Source organism: Clostridium pasteurianum BC1 (assembly GCF_000389635.1).
Taxonomy (GTDB): Bacteria; Bacillota; Clostridia; order Clostridiales; family Clostridiaceae; genus Clostridium_I; species Clostridium_I pasteurianum_A.
On record NC_021182.1, the window covers coordinates 3733930 to 3755200 of the forward strand.

At 32.8% G+C, this 21271-nt stretch carries 17 protein-coding genes and 1 pseudogene; 1 reads left to right on the plus strand and 17 read right to left on the minus strand.

What is annotated here, in order from left to right:
* Positions 1-3: 3 nt before the first annotated feature.
* From CLOPA_RS17570 to CLOPA_RS17640, 16 genes and pseudogenes are all read right to left on the minus strand, one after another.
* A complete protein-coding gene (locus CLOPA_RS17570; RefSeq protein WP_015616780.1) occupies positions 4-825 on the minus strand; it encodes an ABC transporter permease in 822 nt (273 codons plus the stop codon).
* Positions 826-846: 21 nt separating this feature from the next.
* Entirely contained in the window at positions 847-1869 is a 1023-nt protein-coding gene (locus CLOPA_RS17575) for an aliphatic sulfonate ABC transporter substrate-binding protein (RefSeq protein WP_015616781.1), read from the minus strand.
* Between the two features lie 383 nt (positions 1870-2252).
* On the minus strand, positions 2253-3458 hold the full coding sequence (locus CLOPA_RS17580; RefSeq protein WP_242834219.1) for an ROK family transcriptional regulator: 1206 nt from the start codon (positions 3456-3458) through the stop codon (positions 2253-2255).
* A gap of 303 nt (positions 3459-3761) precedes the next feature.
* Positions 3762-4229, minus strand: a complete 468-nt coding sequence (locus CLOPA_RS17585; protein ID WP_015616783.1) for a pyridoxamine 5'-phosphate oxidase family protein — start codon at positions 4227-4229, stop codon at positions 3762-3764.
* 14 nt (positions 4230-4243) lie between these two features.
* Entirely contained in the window at positions 4244-5497 is a 1254-nt protein-coding gene (locus CLOPA_RS17590; protein ID WP_015616784.1) for a radical SAM protein, read from the minus strand.
* 23 nt (positions 5498-5520) lie between these two features.
* Positions 5521-6729, minus strand: a complete 1209-nt coding sequence (gene metK, locus CLOPA_RS17595) for a methionine adenosyltransferase (protein ID WP_015616785.1) — start codon at positions 6727-6729, stop codon at positions 5521-5523.
* Between the two features lie 87 nt (positions 6730-6816).
* Positions 6817-8178, minus strand: coding sequence for a B12-binding domain-containing radical SAM protein (locus tag CLOPA_RS17600; protein ID WP_015616786.1), 1362 nt, complete (start codon positions 8176-8178; stop codon positions 6817-6819).
* Between the two features lie 755 nt (positions 8179-8933).
* Positions 8934-9724, minus strand: a pseudogene (locus CLOPA_RS17605) (ABC transporter permease subunit).
* A 38-nt stretch (positions 9725-9762) separates the two neighbouring features.
* Entirely contained in the window at positions 9763-10563 is an 801-nt protein-coding gene (locus CLOPA_RS17610) for an ABC transporter permease subunit (protein ID WP_015616787.1), read from the minus strand.
* A 5-nt stretch (positions 10564-10568) separates the two neighbouring features.
* Positions 10569-11450, minus strand: a complete 882-nt coding sequence (locus CLOPA_RS17615) for an ABC transporter ATP-binding protein (protein ID WP_015616788.1) — start codon at positions 11448-11450, stop codon at positions 10569-10571.
* 252 nt (positions 11451-11702) lie between these two features.
* A complete protein-coding gene (locus CLOPA_RS17620; RefSeq protein WP_242834220.1) occupies positions 11703-12317 on the minus strand; it encodes a TetR/AcrR family transcriptional regulator in 615 nt (204 codons plus the stop codon).
* A gap of 129 nt (positions 12318-12446) precedes the next feature.
* Entirely contained in the window at positions 12447-12578 is a 132-nt protein-coding gene (locus CLOPA_RS26530) for a hypothetical protein (RefSeq protein ID WP_278246000.1), read from the minus strand.
* Positions 12579-12626: 48 nt separating this feature from the next.
* The gene (locus CLOPA_RS17625; RefSeq protein WP_015616790.1) at positions 12627-13715 is read right to left on the minus strand and encodes a toxic anion resistance protein; all 1089 of its coding nucleotides are present in this window, start codon (positions 13713-13715) and stop codon (positions 12627-12629) included.
* A 75-nt stretch (positions 13716-13790) separates the two neighbouring features.
* Positions 13791-14888: a substrate-binding domain-containing protein gene (locus tag CLOPA_RS17630; RefSeq protein WP_015616791.1), complete on the minus strand. Its 1098-nt coding sequence runs from the start codon at positions 14886-14888 to the stop codon at positions 13791-13793.
* Entirely contained in the window at positions 14875-15495 is a 621-nt protein-coding gene (locus CLOPA_RS17635; RefSeq protein WP_015616792.1) for a 5-bromo-4-chloroindolyl phosphate hydrolysis family protein, read from the minus strand. Before CLOPA_RS17635 ends, CLOPA_RS17630 begins: the two co-directional genes overlap by 14 nt.
* Positions 15496-15568: 73 nt before the next feature.
* Positions 15569-17188, minus strand: coding sequence for a substrate-binding and VWA domain-containing protein (locus CLOPA_RS17640; protein ID WP_015616793.1), 1620 nt, complete (start codon positions 17186-17188; stop codon positions 15569-15571).
* Between the two features lie 581 nt (positions 17189-17769).
* Here CLOPA_RS17640 and CLOPA_RS17650 point away from each other — a divergent pair.
* Positions 17770-20556, plus strand: a complete 2787-nt coding sequence (locus tag CLOPA_RS17650) for a fibronectin type III domain-containing protein (RefSeq protein WP_015616795.1) — start codon at positions 17770-17772, stop codon at positions 20554-20556.
* A gap of 235 nt (positions 20557-20791) precedes the next feature.
* Here CLOPA_RS17650 and CLOPA_RS17655 read toward each other — a convergent pair whose 3' ends face one another.
* A complete protein-coding gene (locus tag CLOPA_RS17655) occupies positions 20792-21004 on the minus strand; it encodes a DUF3006 domain-containing protein (protein WP_015616796.1) in 213 nt (70 codons plus the stop codon).
* Positions 21005-21271: the final 267 nt, after the last annotated feature.

The following is a 21271-nucleotide window of genomic DNA, read 5'->3' on the forward strand; positions in this document are numbered from 1 at the left end:
TAATTACCAGTACAACATTCTGTGTTCTATCTTTCCTAAAATATCATCCATTATTTTTCCAATAACTCCAACCAACAACATAGCTAGTATTACTTCATCAGGTTGGGAAAGCTGCCTTCCATCCATAAGCATATATCCAATTCCTTTTGTAGCCGCAATCATTTCAGCTGCAACAACGCATATCCATGCATTTCCTAAACCTATTCTTAAACCAGACATTATTGATGGTAGAGCTCCCGGGATTACTATCTTCCTTATAAATTTCACATTTGGAATTTCAAACACTTTTGAAACCTCTACATATCTATTATCAATTTGCTTTATTCCATAAACCACATTTATAAATATGGGGAAAAATGCCCCCATAAAAATAATAAATAGTTTCGATGTTTCTCCAATCCCAAACCAAAGTATGGAAATTGGTATCCATGCAATAGGTGGTATAGGTTTTAGAATTTGAATAACCAATCTGGTGAATATTTCAAAATTCTTAGAAAGTGCAGTAAATATTCCAATAATTATTGCAGCAATTGCAGCAATTGCAAAACCACCAAAAACTCGCACAAAACTTGCACCTATATTCGTAAACAAACTAAAATCCTTTACGGATGCCACTAATGTTGAAACTATCTTATAAGGTGATGGCATAGTGTATGGAGTAACCCATCCTTTTAATGAAGCAATTTCCCAGAAAACTACTATAAAAACTGGTAAACTAAGATACTTTAAAATATTAATTGAATTCTGACCAATTCTAGCATTTTTTTTATTCCACGAAAATAATTGATACTTTGAAACATTAATTGAATTTTGACCTCTGCTCATATCAATACCCCCAGTGCTAAATTATTTAATCAAACCACTATTCTTTAAGTATTCTGTATCTACAAATTGATCTACATTTACACTTGCTTTACTAAGATTTTGATCTCTGCAGAACTTTTCTACATCCTTTAATTCCTTTATATCTTCATCCTCAATTACCGGTGTAAAATTGTATTTAGGAAGTAACTTGGTCAATTCGTCTACAGGTAACTTTATATCAGGTTGTATTGCTGCTGCAGCTTCCTTTGGATTTGATTTAATATAATCTGAGGCCTTATTTAATGCCTTAATGTAAGCTTCAATTATCTTAGGATTACTCTTTGCAAAAGCTTCGGAAGCTGTATAAAATACGTTATTTCTTTTTATTCCAGTACCATCTATTAAAATTTTTGTCTGCTTATTATCTACGCCCTTAGTTAGACTTGGTTCCCAAACAACTCCGGCATCTACCTGTCCTGCTGCCACAGCACTACTAATATCCGCTACTGGAAGATTCACCGATTGTATATCATTAAAACTTAATCCAGCTTTTGAAAGAATTAAGCCAAGTAAGTGATGTCCATAAGATCCTTTTACAAATGCTACCTTTTTACCTTTAAGATCCTTGCCATCCTTTATACTTGAATTTGGCTTTACTACCAATGCCAAAGTCTTTTCACCATATGATGCGCCTGCAATAATTATAGTTTTTTGCCCTGATGCTTTAGCTAAAATAGTTGGCACATCACCCATAACGCCTATATCTTCCTGCCCTGCTGCAAATGCTTCATTCATTGGAGGCCCTGCTGCAAAAGATGTCCATGTCACCTTAACATTGTATTTTTTTAATTCATCAGCAAGAAATCCTTTTTCTTTTGCAACAAAAACTGATGCAGCAAAAGGTGATGGCTGAGTTGCAATTCTTAATTCATGCGTTGATACTCCAGAAGTAGAATTTGAGTTTGCACCAGCGTTACTACCACTAGTGGAACTATTGCATCCAACTAATCCAAAAGTTAATATTAAACTAGCCAACATTATAGATATTATTTTATTTTTTTTCATCACTTTCCAACTCCTTAATTTTTATTTTTTCTTCACTATCATATCTAATTAGCCCGTCTATGTACTGAAAGATGCTCTTCTATTTTGATACTTTTCTTTATTAATGTTAATTTTCTATACTCAATTTACCGCTATATTTATTCCTCCTTTACACTATTTTGAAAACAGTCATTGCAAAATTCAAAGGAATATTAATGATTACAGATTTGCTTGCTGAATTTCACATTATATGTTTAGAAATAAAAAGAGACTAAGTTTACTTATGTTAAAGTAAAACTTAGTCTCTAGTTTATCTAGTCAACTGTATGTGGAAAAATTCTTCAATATTAATTTAAATATAAGAAACACTTCTTTAAGTCTTTTTATAGCTTTAATTTCCAAATCTAAGATAAATACTTTTCAACAACCATAGCTGCAGCACCTACTGACATTGCAGTATCTTTGAAATAACCACATCTATTAAAAATAACTCTTTTCTTTTTGTCTGGATGCAACCTTCTAAGTGCACTTTCAACACATATATCATAAAATAATTTCGATTGAATCATTAAAGGCCCACTTAATATAACTAAATCTGTTGTCAATAACTTGATATAATTTGCCAGACCTGCTCCTAAAATTAATGCAGCATTTCTAATTATTTCTTTAGATAATTCATCATTTTGTTCTGATGCCATACAAATATCTTTATAATTAATATCATCTATACTCTTATTTATTATAGTATGTCTACCTTTTTTAATTTCATTGGAAAATTTCTTTATTATAGCGTTAATAGATGAATAGCATTCAATACAACCAAAATTCCCACATTTGCATTGCTCTCCATTAATATCAATAACCATATGTCCAAAGCCCTCTTCCTCATCATTGATTGCTCTGATGAGGTTTCTTGATGAAATTGTACCTGTTCTTATTCCAACACCACAATTGAAATAGGTAACATTTTTAAGTCCTTTTCCAATACCGAACAAAGATTCTGCAACAACTCCGGCATTTGCACCATTTTCAACAATAACTGTAGTTTTTAATCTTTCTTCTAGCATGGATTTTAATGGTACATTTAGCCAATTAGGCGCATAAAAATTAGGTGGATTTTTAATAATTCCATTTTCTACATTCAAAGGACCAACTGATCCTACACCTATACCTAAAAGTTTAAAACGATACAATTTCAAATTTACATATGCTTTCTCAATTATTTCTGTTATTCTATTTACAGTTTTTTCCGGAGTACAAGTATTATCCATATGAAATAATTCTTCAAAAAGTATTTCCATTTTCAAATTGGTAATAACTATTTGTGTATACATTATGGATATATCCACACCAATAATATAAAAATCATCTAAATTTACAGTATATAAAATCGGTTTTCTTCCACCTGAAGATTCCCCTATTTTTCCTTGGATAATTACTCTGCTTTTTTCCAATGGCTGCATTATATAATTTAGCCTGCTTAATTTAATATTTGTTTTAATGGAAATATCATTTCTAGTCATATATTCATTCTTTTGCAGAAGATTTATTATCCCTTTTTCTTCAAAACTTAAGTTTTTCAGCACATCAGAATTATTTATCACAGTCATACCTTCTTGTATTTTTTAATAAAAGTATATAAAAAATAGTTATTTTATAAATCATATATAATTTTCAGCTTTATTATTAGAGTATTATTTTATTAGAAACCGATAAGTTTTTTTAATTTTTAATAAAAGCATGTAAACTACATATACGCTATAAAATATAAATATTTTTATTTAATTTTTACGATATCATACACTAAATAACTAGTCAATATTTCTCTGATTTTTTAATAATTCATAGATATGTGAAGTTTTACTTTAGCCCTCTAATCTTTTAGCAATTAACTATTTACTATTGCAGCAAAATTATATATTATTATCTTTACTCAATCTATCTAAATGTGTAAAAAATATTCTTGTTTTCTCTTGCTCTGCAAATTTTTCTTTAGGAGATTGATCCTCTATAGAATTTGGAACTATAGTTATTACAGCCGCTATATCAAAACCTTTTTCTTCCAGGGTTTTTGTATACACCTTTTCATATTCTCTTCCTGCAACAAGTATTTTCGTTGGTTCACCAACTATTTCATAGCTTTCATTATTTCCATTGTATACCAAAATAGAAACCTTTTTATTATACCAAAGACTTCCAGTTATATTTCTATAACTTTTTGAAGATTCAAATAACTCTACGTACTCAATATTACCTTCGTCATTAACGTGAATACTTTGCTTTACTACCGTGTGTGGTACTCCGTCAATTCCCACTGTTCCAACTACTTTCACCGTTTTGGGATCATTAATAATATGCTTTATATCATAAATACTTGCCATCTAAATCTCACTCCTTATAATACTCTTAACAAATCAGAATTAGGATGATTTCCGCATCTACGGTAATCGTCAAAATCTATTGTTAAACTATATTTTTCTCTTAAAGCATTGAGCCCTATTGTTAGCTTAACATAATACTCTAAAGAGGCATTCTTCTGGTCTTTAAAGAAGGAGAGAGGTCTTGGAACCCATACAATATAAACAATTGAAACACCCTTGCTTATTAAATCCTCTGCTTCTTCCAATGTATGCTTTAGACCTTCTTCTTCTGTCTTAAATCCCCTTGGCTTTGCCAGTTCTACTCCACCAACAATACCAGAATTAACATTACCTTTACCAAATATATCAACTGCTGCTACGAGACGTCTCTTCCATTCTTTATAACCAACCCATTCTTCTTTTCCAGGACAAATCCACTTAAATAAATCTTCATTTAATACTTCAATATCAGAAGTATAGCTTGATAAGCCTGTTTCATTATATAATCTTGCAAGCTGATCCTCGTTTAGTGCAGTAGTTATTACCTGGCTTGGAAATCTTCTTCCTTGGAAATTTTTCCCTATCGCCTGTAAAATCTCTATATAATATTCAACTTCTGCATCAAAAGGAGTTTTACCATTCACATCGGAGCCCATGGTCATACATATATTTGCAAATCTTCCCTTTTGTTTTATTGCCTCTCTCACAGTTTCATATGCATCCTGCGCACTTAATTTCTTCTTTATTACTCCATCTTCTCTGAGATGTGGTACTAAATCACAATATTTGCACCCATTGTCATTTTTCCAAAAATGGCAGTATGATGTCGGAGTAATATTTAATCTTTGTGGTCTTGCAAACACTATTGAATCCATTGGAACTCCACTGCTTGTAAATTTACCATAATAGTCCGGTTTTTCCCAAAATTCAACTTCTTCTACTATCTCATCCTTATCTACTAATACAAATTTCCCATCTCTATAATCTACAACATAAGGATTTTGTTCTAACGGAGTTGGATCAGTTATTATTGTTGTCCCGTCTTTTAAGATTAATGATTCCGGAACAGATTTTATTTTTGGATCTCTTGCTCCCAATGATGCAAAGAATACATTAGAACCTATTAATTGATATATATTCGGATCTATTTTATTTAATGCATTTTGCGTATAATATACGCCTCTACGCTGAACATCTATTTTTAAAATTAAAAATCTTGGAATCTGAGGATATTTTTCAACAATATCTTTAAATTGCAGTTCATTATTACGTACATCTGTTATTGGCATTGTCTTAGCTCCTTTCTTTTATTTTATATTGAGGTTACTGAAACTACTAAAGCCTGTTTTTTAAGAATTTCTGCCTTATCTGTCTTTTCCCAAGGAATATCAATATCATTTCTTCCAAAATGTCCATATGCTGCAGTTTGCTTATAAATAGGTCTTCTAAGGTCTAACTCCTTAATAATTCCTGCTGGTCTCAAATCAAAATTATTTCTAATTAATTCAACTATTTTTTCGTTATCAATTATGCCTGTTCCAAAAGTATTTACAGAAATAGAAACCGGCCTTGCTACTCCTATTGCATATGCTAATTGTACTTCTACTCTTTTTGCTATTCCTGCTGCTACTAAATTTTTTGCAATATACCTTGCTGCATAAGCTGCACTTCTATCAACTTTTGTTGGATCTTTTCCTGAAAATGCCCCACCGCCGTGACGTGCATATCCACCATAAGTATCTACTATTATTTTTCTTCCTGTAAGTCCAGCATCTCCTTCTGGTCCACCTATAACAAATCGTCCAGTTGGATTTATAAAGTACTTTGTTTCATTATCCAATAATTCTGCTGGTACTACTTCCTTTATTACATATTCTTTTAGGTCTTTCTCTATTTGCTCTATAGTAGCTTCTGGATCATGCTGTGTTGATATTACTATTGTATCTATTCTTATTGCTTTTTCATCATCATACTCCACTGTTACTTGTGTCTTTCCATCTGGTCTTAAATAAGGTATTATTCCTTTTTTTCTAACCTCTGATAGTCTTCTTGCTAATTTATGGGCCAATGAAATTGGAAGTGGTAACAATTCAGGTGTTTCATCTGTAGCATATCCAAACATTAATCCCTGATCTCCTGCTCCAATTGATTCAATTTGTTCTTCATTTAATTCGCCTTTTTTTGATTCTAATGATTCATTAACACCTAATGCTATGTCTGATGATTGCTCATCTATGGCTGTGATTACCGCACAGTTTTTACCATTCAATCCATAATCCGAATTATCATATCCTATATCTAAAATTGTTTTTCTTACTACTTTAGATATATCAATATTCGCTGTTGTTGATATTTCTCCTGAAACTAATACAAGTCCTGTTGTTGTTGACACTTCACATGCAACTCTACCATTAGGATCCTTTTCAAATATAGCATCCAATACGGCATCTGATATTTGGTCGCATATTTTATCTGGATGTCCTTCTGTGACTGATTCCGATGTAAATAAATTTTTTGACATAAAAATTCCTCCTGATTTTTATTATGTTGTTTTACATTTAATATTTAAAACAACAATATATTATATTTTAATTTTTTAAGCACATATTTAATTAACAGCTTGTTTTGATTTTTTATAGAAATATTCATTTATTTCTTTATACAATTCCTTTAACCTCTTAGGTGGAATTTCACAAATTCCTTCATATGCTTTCGTAAAATGAATTTCTTCAAATTCGAAATTTACCTTTTTGACTTTCCCTTCTTTAACTAATTCATCATAAAGAGTTGATCCTGGAAGTGGACTGTAAATACTCCATGAACTTGTGTCTAGATTCAACTCTTTTGCAAGTTCAAAAGTTTTAAGCACATCTTCCTCCTTTTCTCCTGGCACACCTATCATAAAAAATCCAAAAACTTTAACATATTTATGTGCTATATCTATTTTTTCTTTAATTTCATCAACATTTATATGTTTATGCAATCTTTCTAAAGTACGATTCGATCCACTCTCTACTCCAAAATCTATCTGAGTTAATCCTGCTTTTTTCATTAATTTTATTTGTTCTTCATCAACTAAATCTATTCTCGTATTTATTTGCCACGCAATATTTACTTTCTTTTCTATCATTAAATTGCAAAATTCTGCTATCCATTTTTTATTCATATTGAAAATACTATCTTTAAACCATATTCCATCCAAATTATATTTATTTTTCAACGTTATAATATCATTCACTAGCAATTCTGGTGATTTAACTCTCCATTTCCTCCCCATTGTCTGGTGAACAGCGCAAAACGTACAGTCAAAAGGACACCCTCTTGAAATAAGCACTGAAATTCCTCTCATCCCCCTAAGATATTGATTATGCTTTATATATTGTTCTACAGGGAAAGCATCATAATCAGGCATTGGTATACTATTTGTATCCTCAATAACGGCTTTTTCTTTGATAATATAATTTTCTCCATCTCTATAGCACAAACCATCTACTTCCTCAAAAGTTCCTTCACCTTTAAGTGCTTTAACTAATCCATATATTGCTTCTTCACCTTCACCACGGATAACAAAATCCACCTCATGGTGTGCTAATACCCCCTCCGGGTCAATAGTTGGATGAACACCGCCCAATATAATCTTGGATTTCGGAGACTTTTCCCTTACTATGCCGGCAACTTTAATAGCAGCTGGAAAAGTTGTTGTCATAGAAGTAATACCTATGAGATCTGCTTTCGAATCTTCTATTCTTTTAACTAACTCAACACTGTCCATCATTAAGCCTTGCATATCAATTAATTCTACACTTTCCCCCTGCTTTTTTAGATATGCTGTAAGATATGCTAATCCTAGTGGTGGCTCAAATGGTGCTATATACAAATTACCACCTTTTACCCAATCTAAATAATCACTATACCTGTTTTTAAATTCCGACTTATCATAAAAAGCCGGGTTAATCAATAAAACTTTCATTATCTTCACTCCAATTCATAGTATTTAATATTACTTATTTATTGAAATTTTAATACTTTTAATGTGCTTAAAATATCTTCCATAGTTATTCCTTCTTAAAATATCATAATATTAAAAATAATTACTTATCTTAATATTTGATAAAAGTATCTAGTGAAATTTAGTAAACAGTATTATAAATTTTTAGCACTAATATCTTTTTCTATTAAATATAATGCTAGTACATTAATTATTAGATGCTAATAAAAAAGCCTTAACTTCCCTTTCATGCATGCAATAATAATATTTAGTCTCTAGTTTTTCTAGTGGATTAAACATATTAATATCTACTTAACATCTACTAATAATCTCTTATCAAAAAATCTTTTACAAATACTTATTTCAATATTTAATAAAAGTATCTTGAAAAATTCAAAAACAATACAACATTATGAATTTTCAACACTACTGTTTTTCTATTGAATACAATACTAATTCATTAATTATTAGGTACTAATTAAAAAAGACTAAACTTTACTCTCACAAATGTAAGAATAAAATTTAGTCTCTAGTTTCTCTAGTGAACTAAAACACTAATATCTATTTAATACCTACTAATAACCTTTTATCAAAGGAATCCTATATCACAACTAATATCAAGTATTAATATAGGTTTACTAGTATTATAAACATAATTTTTATATAATGTCAATCCTTTTTTTATTAAAGTTTATCTATTTTCAAAATTAGAATAAATAACATCTGTAACTGGCAAATCATACGTTAAGATCTCGCTTCTGGTAAAAGAAATATGTGAAAAAAGAGAAAGCAGCCACAAGCACAAGCGAAAGTATGACTATGCCAAGGTTAAGACCATTACCATCTACCAGACTTTTATAGTTGAAATATTTAAAAGGTGAAAGCAGGTTAAGGACATTCAGCCTATCGGTCAAATCTGTTATTTTCGATATCACAAAGGAGACCAACAGTATCCCCACAGAAGGGAACCCGAAGCTTTAGGATTTCTGATAAATGCCGCCAGCGCCGTGCCAATGGACAGGAAGATGAGTTGAACGATGAACATACTCAAGATGAATATGGATATCTCACCTGAAATATCTTTTCCTTTATTATAAGCAGCAACCATGGTGAGAGATGAAACAAGAGTGACAATATTCAGTATAATAATATTCACAAGGGCAGCAAGTAGCTTTGAAGTGATTATGGTGGTTCGTGATACTGGTTTAATCATCAAAAATTCGGTGGTCTTGTCGCGTTCCTCTTTTGCAATAATGCCTGCGCCGAGCAATACGGCGTGGATTGCAGCTGTAAGCTCAATGTAAAGAAACAACATGGCAAAATAACCAGCCATAGTAGTCACATCGAAGGAACCTATTCCCAGCAGTGCTTTAATGGAATAGGGCATTTTGTTAAAAATTTCATTGTTCTGTCCAGAAGAATAAGCCGTATACTTGCCCATCCCACTCAAGACCAGCAAAAACATACAGACACTCCATATAATCAAGGCTTTTCTGTTAGCCTTTAGTTCTCTTAGGAAAATATTCATAATAAAACCTCCTTTTATTCAAAATCCATTAGCAGAGCTTAGCTCACGGAATGGATATCCTTTTTTATATAGATGATATAACTTGCAGCAATAGCAGCGATGACAATTACCGCTCCAGTGATGAGATAGGAAGCCTCATAGCTTGCATTTTTAATGATATAGCTTATATCAAAGTATTTAAAAGGAGATATAAAACGTGCTGCGTCATTTTTGCCGGTGGCAATAAGTGCCCCGATAATATAAAACCCGAAGACCACACCAAGAGAGATTGGCAATACGGATTTCAGCTTTGTAAAGAACACCGAAACAAATACCCCTATTGCCAGGAACATAAGTTGAACGAAAAACATGGTAAGGGTGACCATAAAGAACAACCTATTGCTATAATCCGATGTTTTAACAATGTTTGCAATGATGGAGGCCGCGGCATAATAAAGCACATTGGTAGCTAAAAGCATGGTGAGTGAAGCCAAAAGCTTAGAGTTTACGATGGCAGCACGTGAAACAGGCTTCACTAGTAGAAAATCCGCCGTCCTTTCCCTAGCCTCCTTTGAAAGAATGGAGACACCCAGATTCATTGCCTGGATAGCTCCACAGAGCGTGATAAAGCTAAATATCATCGAATAAAAGCCAAGGATAGAAGTAATATTGTCAATAGATATGCCAAGCATTGCCCGGACGGATGGCGGATAAGCACCCAGCAGCTTTTTAAAATCTGCCGCATCATTGGCAAGGCTGGGATAGATAGAAAAATAAATCAAAGCCAGTGTTATCATGGCACATGTCCATATGATCGTAGATTTTCTTAAAGACTTAAGCTCGTGTAGATACATATTCATACCCTTCAGTCCTCCTTTTCATAGTAATGCATGAAGATCTCTTCAAGATCAGGTTCTTCAATTAATATATTGTTAAGTTCAATTTCAGAAATCTTTTTCATAACTGGGTTAACATTGCCATTAAATATAAATTTAGCCCTATTGTCCTTAATCTCAAGACTACTCACCCCACCGATATTAAAATATCCTTCAGGTATACTAGATTTTGCCTCTATACTAATCTTCTTGTAGTTGTTCTCCTGCAGTGTACTCATCTTTTCAATCTTGATGATCCTGCCCTCCTTGATGAACGCTACGCGGTCGCACATGCGCTGAACCTCACTGAGTATGTGTGAGGAAAAGAAAACCGTGGCTCTCTTTTTGCTTTCCTGCTTTATTAAATCGAAAAACTTCTGCTGCATTAGTGGATCAAGACCGCCTGTTGGCTCGTCTAATATAATCAGTTTTGGTTCATGAAGCAGCCCCTGCACTATACCAACCTTCTTCTTATTTCCGAAGGAAAGGTCATCTATCTTCTTTTTAAGGTCGAGATTCATAATTTCCGCAAGCTCCTTGATTCGTTTCGTGCAGTCCTTTTTGTAGAAGCTGGCAGAATATTTGAGCAAATCAATTACCTTCATGCCGTCGTAGTAAAATACCTCCGATGGAAGGTAACCAACCTCTTTTCTTACCTCTGGATGCTCAATGCAGCTCTTTCCAAAAATAGTTGCACTGCCCTCTCCAGGATAGATGAGACCCAGTAGTGTTCGGATAGTGGTTGATTTTCCCGCTCCATTGGGTCCGATGAAGCCAAAAATTTCTCCCTGCTCAACATTTAGATTCACATCCACAATACCTCTGGACTTGCCGTAATTCTTGGTCAGATTTTTGATCTCGATAACGCTCATTGTCATTACCCCCTTAAATTTTATTTTTCTAGTACTAGCTATTGAAGTACTCCACTAAAGTTTAAGAAAACACAGAAACAGTTCTGGATAATTGCTCTAAACTCAGTGAATAAGACTGCCATTAAATAAGATTTATTTATCCGATAACTAGTAGCTGTAACACTCCACCTTCTAAAGGTGGAGATAACAGCCACACGTTCCTGGATAATTCATCTAAACTTAGTGGGAATACAAACTCCCACTAAGTAAGATTCATTGATAAAAAGTATCTTTCAGAAGATCTAAATATAGCTCAAATTCTTCTACCAACGCATTGACATCAATATGTGATCTATAAGTTGGATCACTTTTTATATGATCCAACTCCCGGTTACTGAAGCCCTGTGCAACCCAGAATATTATTTCCAAAACGCGTTTTATATCCATGCCGGCTTTAAATCTAGATGTGTCGATATTATTAAACAACCTTTTATAGCTATCTTCTAAAACCCCCTTCGCTTGATTCTCAACCTCCTGCTTTATTTCCATGCTGTCATCTAAAGCTGAGGCTATAAGAAAGTCATATAGAACGGGGTGCTTTTGAACAAGTTGGATCTTTAGAGTGACGATCTGCCTCCACCTTTTTATGATATCAGTCTCATCATAATTCATCTTGTTATAGAATTCATTTAAAAATACATCTTTAGAATAATCGTAGAGAAATAGGAATAATTTTTTTTTGTTACTAAAATAGTGGAAAAGCAGCCCTTTAGAAATATTAGCCTTTTTCACAATCTCATTTGTAGAAGCATTTTTATATCCCTTTTGTGCGAACTCCTCTAATGCAGCATTAATAATGATTTCCCGTTTCTCTGACTCAAGGTTCATAAACTTGGAAATCAAGCTATCTCCCTCCTTATGCTAGACTTTTTGACCATATTGGTCAATGTAATTATACCTCCATTGACCACATGAGTCAATATTCAATGTAAATAATTTTAGCATTAGAATTAAAGGCTATAAAGAAGCCAGATAAATGTCACTAAATAAGCAAGGAGATGGCTTAAAGCCATCTCCTATAAGCACTGTCACTGTAGTGTGGGCTTGCCCTAACTTACCATTATTTTCACTACAGTACTTTGTACCCATGTTTACATTTGTAATGTAAAAACCCTCAATCTATTTAATATTATTTTCCTATTTAACTGAAAGTAATTTTGCTTTTAACTCCTGTTCCATAGCTGCCATATCCTTTTCAGCCTGCACTCTCTTATTTCTACCATCCTCCTGTATCTTAATCGTCTCTTCAATAGTAGAAATCAAATCAGCATTAACCTTCTTTAAAGTTTCTATTTCAACAATACCACGTTCATTTTCCTTCTGAATTTCAATGGTACCTTGTTTCAGCATTTCAGAATTTTTAGTTAATATTTTATTCGTTGTATCAGTAACATTTTTTTGAATTTCAAGTGCTTTCTTTTGACGTAATAGCCCCATGGCAATTACTATCTGATTCTTCCATAGTGGAATTGTATTTACAATTGAGCTTTGAATTTTTTCAGTTAATGCTTCATCTGATCCCTGAATAAGTCTTATTTGTGGAGCATTTTGCACAGCTATCATTTTTGTCCTTTTTAAATCATCCAGCTTTCTTTCAAATCTAACGACCCTCTGCTGCATATCATTATATTCCTGCGAATCCATAGGATCATTAGTTGTTTCTGCTTTTTCCTTCAAATTAGGCAGATCCTTTTCTTTTACTTCTTTTAATTTTAATTCCCCTGCAAGTATTAAAAACTCAAGATTTTTAATATACACAATATTTTTCTCATAAAGGGTATCAAACATTTTAATATCCCTCATGAGATTCACTTGAGCTTTATCCAGCTCGTCAACTATCTTATCTATTTCTACAGTTAATCTTTCATATTTTGCCATGAACTTTTTAGCATTACTAACTAGATTGTTAAACAATGGTATACGTGATAAGAACCCGCTATTTGATCCTATACTATCCACATTGACATCTTTAACTTTCAGCATTAGATTAGTGAGCATATCCCCTACATATCCGGCTTCTTTAGATCTTATGCTGCCCAATGCTGAATCTGCAAAAGATGTCAGGTTGGACTGAGCTGCTACTCCATAAGATAAAATTCCTTGAGTATTTCTAATATCAATTTTTGATTGAATATCTTCAATCTGCTTTTTTTGATCCTCTGTTAGACTCCGCACCTGATTATCCAAATTTATAATATTATTATTTGCTGTTGGTCTTATCTCCATAATTTTCCCCTCCAAATTTATACATATTCAAACAAATAACTAGTTAGTATGCTAGTATATTCATTTACACATATCTTATTTTAAATTGTTAATAATCTTCTCCATTACACTTGGCTTTGGCATTGGAATAACTTGATCAATACTTGAAGCTATACCACTAATTTTTAAGCTTTTAGAGTCGTTCTGCACAGCATTGATTCCTGTTCTAAATCCATGTTTCTGCCAAGCAATATTCTGAATATCTTTATCCTCCAATGCAGTTATTAGCCGTGATCCCTTGTCATTAAGGGCTAAAAGCGGATGGTTGGCCCATACTGTAGGCGTTGGATAAATAATTTTTACTTTATCCTTTACCTGGTTCCATACAGCTGGGTTTTGCTGTGAATATTCAATTATCTGATTTTCATATCCAACTATAATAGGATTTGCGCCTTCACCGGTTTTTAGATATTGATCAAAGATATCAGATGAAGTTGAAGGCATATAACCTAATTTACTAATTATATTTTTCAACTGGGGCATTACTGTATCTACGGTGTTGTCGTCCACTACACTGCCATTGTTTAACATGTTGGCTAATAACCCCGCAAACATATTTCCAGAGTTAGATTTAGTGGGATCAGTAGAAGCAATACTAACTTTCCCATATAAATTAGGTAAGCCTATGTCGCTCCATTTTTTATTTTCCTGTATGAGATTCAGTATTTTATGCATGTCAGCAACATAATAGGAATCACTAACTTTTTGCACAACACCCTGTTTTATGAGGGCATCAGTTACATCATTCCATGAATAAAAAACTAAAGGTGAGTTAAACATACTTTCACTTTTGACAAGCTGCTTTCCCTTGGAGGCCTTAAATATTTCAAGTTCATTTTCACTGGATGGAAAGAGATAGTCATATTTGGAGGTATCACCTGTTACCATATCAACAGAGCCAGATTTATTATAGTGAACTGACAATGCATACTTGCTGCTTAAAATTTTCTGTATATCTGTATCATCGAATAATCCTTGCTTTTCTCCACCTATTAGTCCTGTAACTGCAATATTATCTTTAGAGACCACATTTGATTTTGTTTTTTTAGCTGTAGTATTCATGTAATTAAATATAAATGCAGAACATATTATAAGAACTAGAATGGAGACTCCTATAATTTTACTTTTCATCATCAAATCCCTCCGATTTCATAATATCTTTAAATAGCTCAATTTCTGTATCAAGTGCATCCATATCATTTGAAAGGAGTTTTTCCTGTTGTTCTGTAAAGGCTTTTTTTACTGTATCCAGCAGTTCTTCAACCTTTGAAAGAGAATGAGTAATTTCCGCTGAATCTACTTCTTGATTATATATAGAAATATATTTTTTAAGAATATTTATCATGGCATCAAGATAATAATTTAAAAATCTTCTGATATTACTTACCCTTTTAGGGTTTTCTTTAAGATATTGGAATATTTTATCTGCAATAGTACAAATTTCATCAATTTTATTTTTAATGCTTACTTTCTTAATTTGTTTTGATAACCTTTTTATTTCAGTTACCTTTGAATAGCCTTCATCTATAGTATTTTTAAGCTGTTCAATTAATGCACCATTGGCACCACTCATTTCTACTCCATACAAGGTTGGCCTGGCAGCTATAAGTGTAATACCTATATATGCGGCAACCCCTACTGCTATTGATATTACAAGGGATACATGAATAATTATATAAAAGATAATAAAAATTATTCCACCGGAAAGACCTGCAACTATTTCCTTTAATGTTTTACTCACAACAATTTCCTCCTATATTAGGCATATTCAAAATAGGCTAGCATACTGACTATTTAATTTATTTTCTTATGCCTTAGTTATATCCTCTTGCCTGCTTAAAAGCATTAATTAAATCTGATTTACCATCAAAAACTGTTCCTCTTGTAAGATTACTTATATCCTTTAATTGTGCAGAATCTGCATCACCAAAGGTTATGGAAAATACAGGTATATCCTTGTTTTTGTCTTTTAATAATTGTTTCAAATCTTCTATATTTTTACCTGTATTTGATTGTCCATCAGTCATAAGTATTATTGAAGGTATATAGTTACTTAAATCCACGCCATTAAGTTCTTTTAACCCTTGAATTACCGGACTATATATATCAGTGCCTCCACCAGGCTGCAGATTATTAATATTAGATATCAGATTTTGGATTTGCAGATTATTATTTCCGTCAGCTTTCCATTCACTAATCACTTTACTATTAAAGGGCATAACAACCACTTTATCTTGAGCTGTTAACTGCAACATATATTGTTTTGCTTTATCTGAATTCAGCAAGGTGTTCATGGCCTGCTTTACTCCGGAATTTCCGCCATTAGATTCCATACTCCCTGAATAATCAATGCAAAATACCATGTAAGAGGGCTTTCTAAATTCTGATTGATATAAATTTAATGCCTCCTGAATAACATCAGGAGATGGATACTTTATTGGTGAAATTGCTTTTTCAGCATCTATCCCCCAATCGGGATTAAATACTGACTTATCAGGATTTTGCACAGTACCGCCAATTCCAGTCCTTCTTCCAAGTGCTAAAATTTTCTGCTGTGTAGGTTGTGATAAAAGAAATGCCTGTAACTTTTTAAATATATTTTCTTTATTAGAATCGCCTTTATCTATATAACCAAGGGGACTGTCTGCTATAGTTAACCCATCATAAGGATATACTGCATAAAGAGGCTCCTTGCCATCTTTTATAAGCTGTTTATTTGTATCAATTATTACTGACTCATAATTAACCATTGCTTCATAATTTCCACTTAAAAATAGATCCTTAAGCCAATCAGAACTTCCGGAAGAACGGTTAACCCCAGAAAGAAGTTTTTTTATGTTATCTTTTAAATCTGGCTTTTGTAAATCACTCAAGGTTATATTATCCGGATTACCAAGAAATGAATATAAAAATCCTATATATGCACTGGCACCACTATTTGATTGAGAGGCTGATGTCATCATGAATTGTAATTTACCCTGTTCCGTTGCATTTAAAATATCTTTAACACTAACATTTTTCCCTACAAAACCAAGCTCCTGTGCTTTGCTCTTCTTAATTCCAAATACCACAGGTGAGGTCATTATTGATTCGTTATATTTTACTCTATGTTTTTCATCACCCATAGATATCCATATGCTATTTGCAGGCCATACAGCATCTTCTGCAATATTGTCCTGCTTAAGTGCAAGCATTATATCAACTGATCCCTTATAATGCATTTCTATATTGACTCCATTCTTTTTTGCAAAATCCTGAATGATTGGATCAAGTGTTTTATTTTCTGAAGCGGATAAAATTGTCAGTGTATTTTTTAATTCAGAAGTACCTTTTCTGTTAGTTGATGAATCACTCTGAATACATCCAGTGAACAGACTTATAATTAATATAAATAATGTACCTGTAGAAAATAAGAATTTTAAATATCTTTTCATATTCTTCTCCTCCGATTTTATCAATTTAATATACCCTTAAAGACTTAGAAGTAAAAAGTACTATATTATTTTTCAGCTTATATTGTAACATAAATTTTACTATATAAATATCTTATTATAAAGGCTTTTATTTAACATTTGGAGGTCAGAATATGAACTACGAAATAAAGATATGATAGCCTTATTTATCTTAAGAGAATTACTATCCAATAGGAACCACCACCTAAAAAGGAATACATCCTGCTTTATCCAATTATCAATATGAATAGAAGTCAAGTATCGTTGGATTTCTACAGATTTAGGTATTTCTGAAACTGCAAAAAACATCTCTTCTCTCCTTTGAAATTTTAATAATCTTAGTATGTATAAAAAATGCTAAATATGCAAAATCCCATCAGTTTGAAGTAAATTTAAGATTATCTATAGGTCTGGAAAAGGCTGAAGATTTAATTGCAGACCTTGACCAAGCTTTCTCATCAGTAAATTTAACAAAATAAGTTAAAAATTAACATAAATCTAATATTCTTTCTAATATAATATTTTATAATAAAAAGGAATATATTGTAGAGAGGATGAAATTTATGAAGACAAATTTCAAAAATACATTTTTAAAAAGGTTAGCTATTATAATGATTGCATTAGTAGTAATTGTATGTAATTCTTTAACAGGTGGCTTAATTAAGGTTAAAGCAGATACTACACAAACGCTGCCAAATCATTTAATTATCAATCAGGTTTATGGCGCAGGTCCAAATGCAGATAGTTCAGTACCTGTGAGTAACAGTTTTATTGAACTATACAACCCAACAAATAGTGATATTGATTTAAGTACAGGCTATACACTTTGGTATAGACATGGTAACTCCTTTAGCGGCATATCAAATTCAAACACACCGGATAACAACTGGTACAGTTTGAATTTGACAGGAAAAATTAAGGCGAAATCATCTTACTTAGTTAGCGGTACATCAGCCTTCACAACACTTGCATCAAAGACAAGTGACATACCTTCAACTTTACACTTATTTTTCAAGACAGGTAATGCTTCCACAGACAGCGTTTATGCAGGCATACCATCCGTTACAGCTGACCAGAACTGGGATGTTAGAATGCATAATAAAGGTGTAGAAGCCCTATTACTTGATTCAAGCGGAAAATCCTCATATACTACAACAACTATGCCTATAAATCCTTTTAATATTGATGGAAAAGGTACGAAGGTTACCGGTTATGTAGACATGTTAGGCGTAGGCGGAAATGATAGTTATAACAGTTCAATCGACGGCTATGAAGGTTCTTATGTGTCAGTTCAATCAAAACAAAAATCTCTTAGAAGAATTAACTTTCAAGATACAGACAACAATGCACAAGATTTTGAAATTATACCTTACAATGCTGCATACATAGCAAACTGGGCAAAGCCACGTTCTACTGCAGACGGTGCTTGGAATGCAACGGCAAAACCTGTTCAACCAGATGATACTGCTTTTGGTACAATAGTACCTACTGAAACTCCTTCCATATACCCATCAATCTTTTCTGAAGCAGATGCAGCTTTAATAGACTCAAAAAATCAACTGACTTCCACTACAGCTTTAACAGCTCAGTATAATACAAAAGCTACAGCTCCTTATTCACTAACAAATGCATTTGTTGCTGATGCTGCAACTACTCGTAATTTTACATGGGATGCACCACAGAGTGTAACTAATGGTAAAGTTCAAATATCCACATCAAATATTTCTGTTAATAGTACCCTAAATGGTAAAGTTTACAAAAATACAATAGATTATTCAGGTTTTAAAGCGGGCATTCTAACTAATATCACAACAACAGTTCAACATACAACATCAAAGCTTTCAGATGCACCATTAAATGGTATTGGTATAAATAACTTTTCTGTCTTTCGTGGGAATGTAACAGGATTACAGTCTGGCACAACTTACTATTACAGAGTTGGAAATGACACTGATGGCTGGAGTCCTGTCTATACTTTTACAACAGAATCAGCGGCAGTTGCAAACGGACAGGATTCTTTTATATTTCTTAATGTTTCTGATACCCAGGCTACAAATTTAGGTGATTATCAAGTTTGGCAAAAAGCTTTAGATAATTATCTTCCTTCTCTAAACCAGCCTTTAAGTTTTATTCTTCATACTGGTGATGAGTGTGATGGACTAAATAGAGAAGATGAATGGCGTGGTTTCTTTGGAACCCCTACCTATGATTCAACTGGTGCATTAAGTGGTGACTATAGATATCATTTTGGAAATAATGCATTTTTCCCTACTGTAGGTAATCATGAACAGACAGGTCCAACAGATGCAGGAAATGCACTAAGCTTTACAGAACACTTTACTGTACCAAATAATGGACCAACAACTTCCACTGTAACACCAGGTACAGTATATTCCTTTGATTATGGTAATGCTCACTTTGTTGTACTAAATACTCAAACTGATTTAGAAGCTCAAAAAGCATGGCTTGAAAAAGATTTAGCTGCTACAACTAAAAAGTGGAAAATAGTTGCTTTACACAGAGGCTTATATGAATCACCAGGTGTAGACGACACATTAGTACAAACTTTTGGAAGTACTTTTGATAAATATGGAGTTGATCTTATTTTTCAGGGACATGACCATGTTTATATGAAATCTAAAGCTATGAGAAATGGTCAGGCTGATCCAAATGGCGTAGGAACAATTAGTGTAGAAACTGGAAGCTCTGGTGCTAAGCAAGATAGTGCTGGTGTACTGCAAGATTACCAGGAAATCAACAGTACAAATGGAGCACCTGCATTTAGTGCAATTACAGTAGCTAAAGACAGCATTACAGTAGATACAAAATTAGTAGTTACAAATGCAGACAAAACCGTTTCTTTAAATAAGGTAAATACATTTTCTATTACAGAACCAGAAACTCAGAAACTAGCAGATATTGTTACAACACAAATAACAGCACTTCCTGCAGAAATAACTCTTTCAAACAGTAATAGCGTTAAAGCTGCAAGAACTGCTTATGATGCACTATCATCAGCTGAACAAGCTCTAGTAACAAACTACAACACTTTGTTAGCAGCAGAAAGCACAATTAATAAGCTTAATTCTGCAAATACAACACCGCCACAAACAAGTGGTGGACAATCATCACAGACTCCAACAACATCAAATACAACAAATGCTGGACAATCAGCTCAAACCCCATCAGCGTCAGCTTCAACAAATAATGGACAATCAGTACAGACCTCAGCAACTCTTCCAAAGACAGGTTCATTAATTGATTTCCAAGTGATAATGACTGTAGGTATTTTATTTGTAACTGTAGGAGTTGTTTTAATTTATATTAATAGAAAAAAAAGAGTAATTTAAAAATAATAACTCATATATAAACATTAGAAATAGACTAACTAAAAGTATAAGTTTCACTTTTAGTTAGTCTATTTTTTGCATGAGAGACTGATTATATTGTGAGGACTTCACCGAACTTGCTATGATTGTTAACATTCCCCAGGGGTTTTTGCGAACGTAGTGAGCTTGCTATTGTTTTGCACCTTAACCCCAGAAGTCGTTGCACTTAAGCTACTCCTTTAGCTTTATTGCAAGATTACTTCCATAAATCTTTAGTTAATTCTTCAATTTCCTTTTTCCTTTTGTTAGTTTCTTCTATGTCAATAGAAATCTCCCCATCTACTATATTGAGCACATCTCCCTCTTTAGATTCCTCAGGAATTTTGCTTTTCTCAATATTAATCATTGTCCTATCTTGTTTTTCACATACTGCAAAGTTGCCTTCAAATCTATCAATTATAACTTTCATTTTATTCAACTCCTAACGTGGTGTAAATGAAGTTTGAGTACTGTATATTTTCCCATTCCGATTAACTTTAACGTCTATATTAACAGTTCCACCTGCTGGACCATTCACATTTACATAAATTGTAGAATTCTTAGTATGATTAGTATTGTTACTGCAGCATCAATAATTGAATTTCTTCAAACTCTTTTGGTTTGATAAACACATTTCTGATAGGTTCCATATTTTCATCTCCAATGACTTAAGTAGCAAATCTTATTACCTATATTG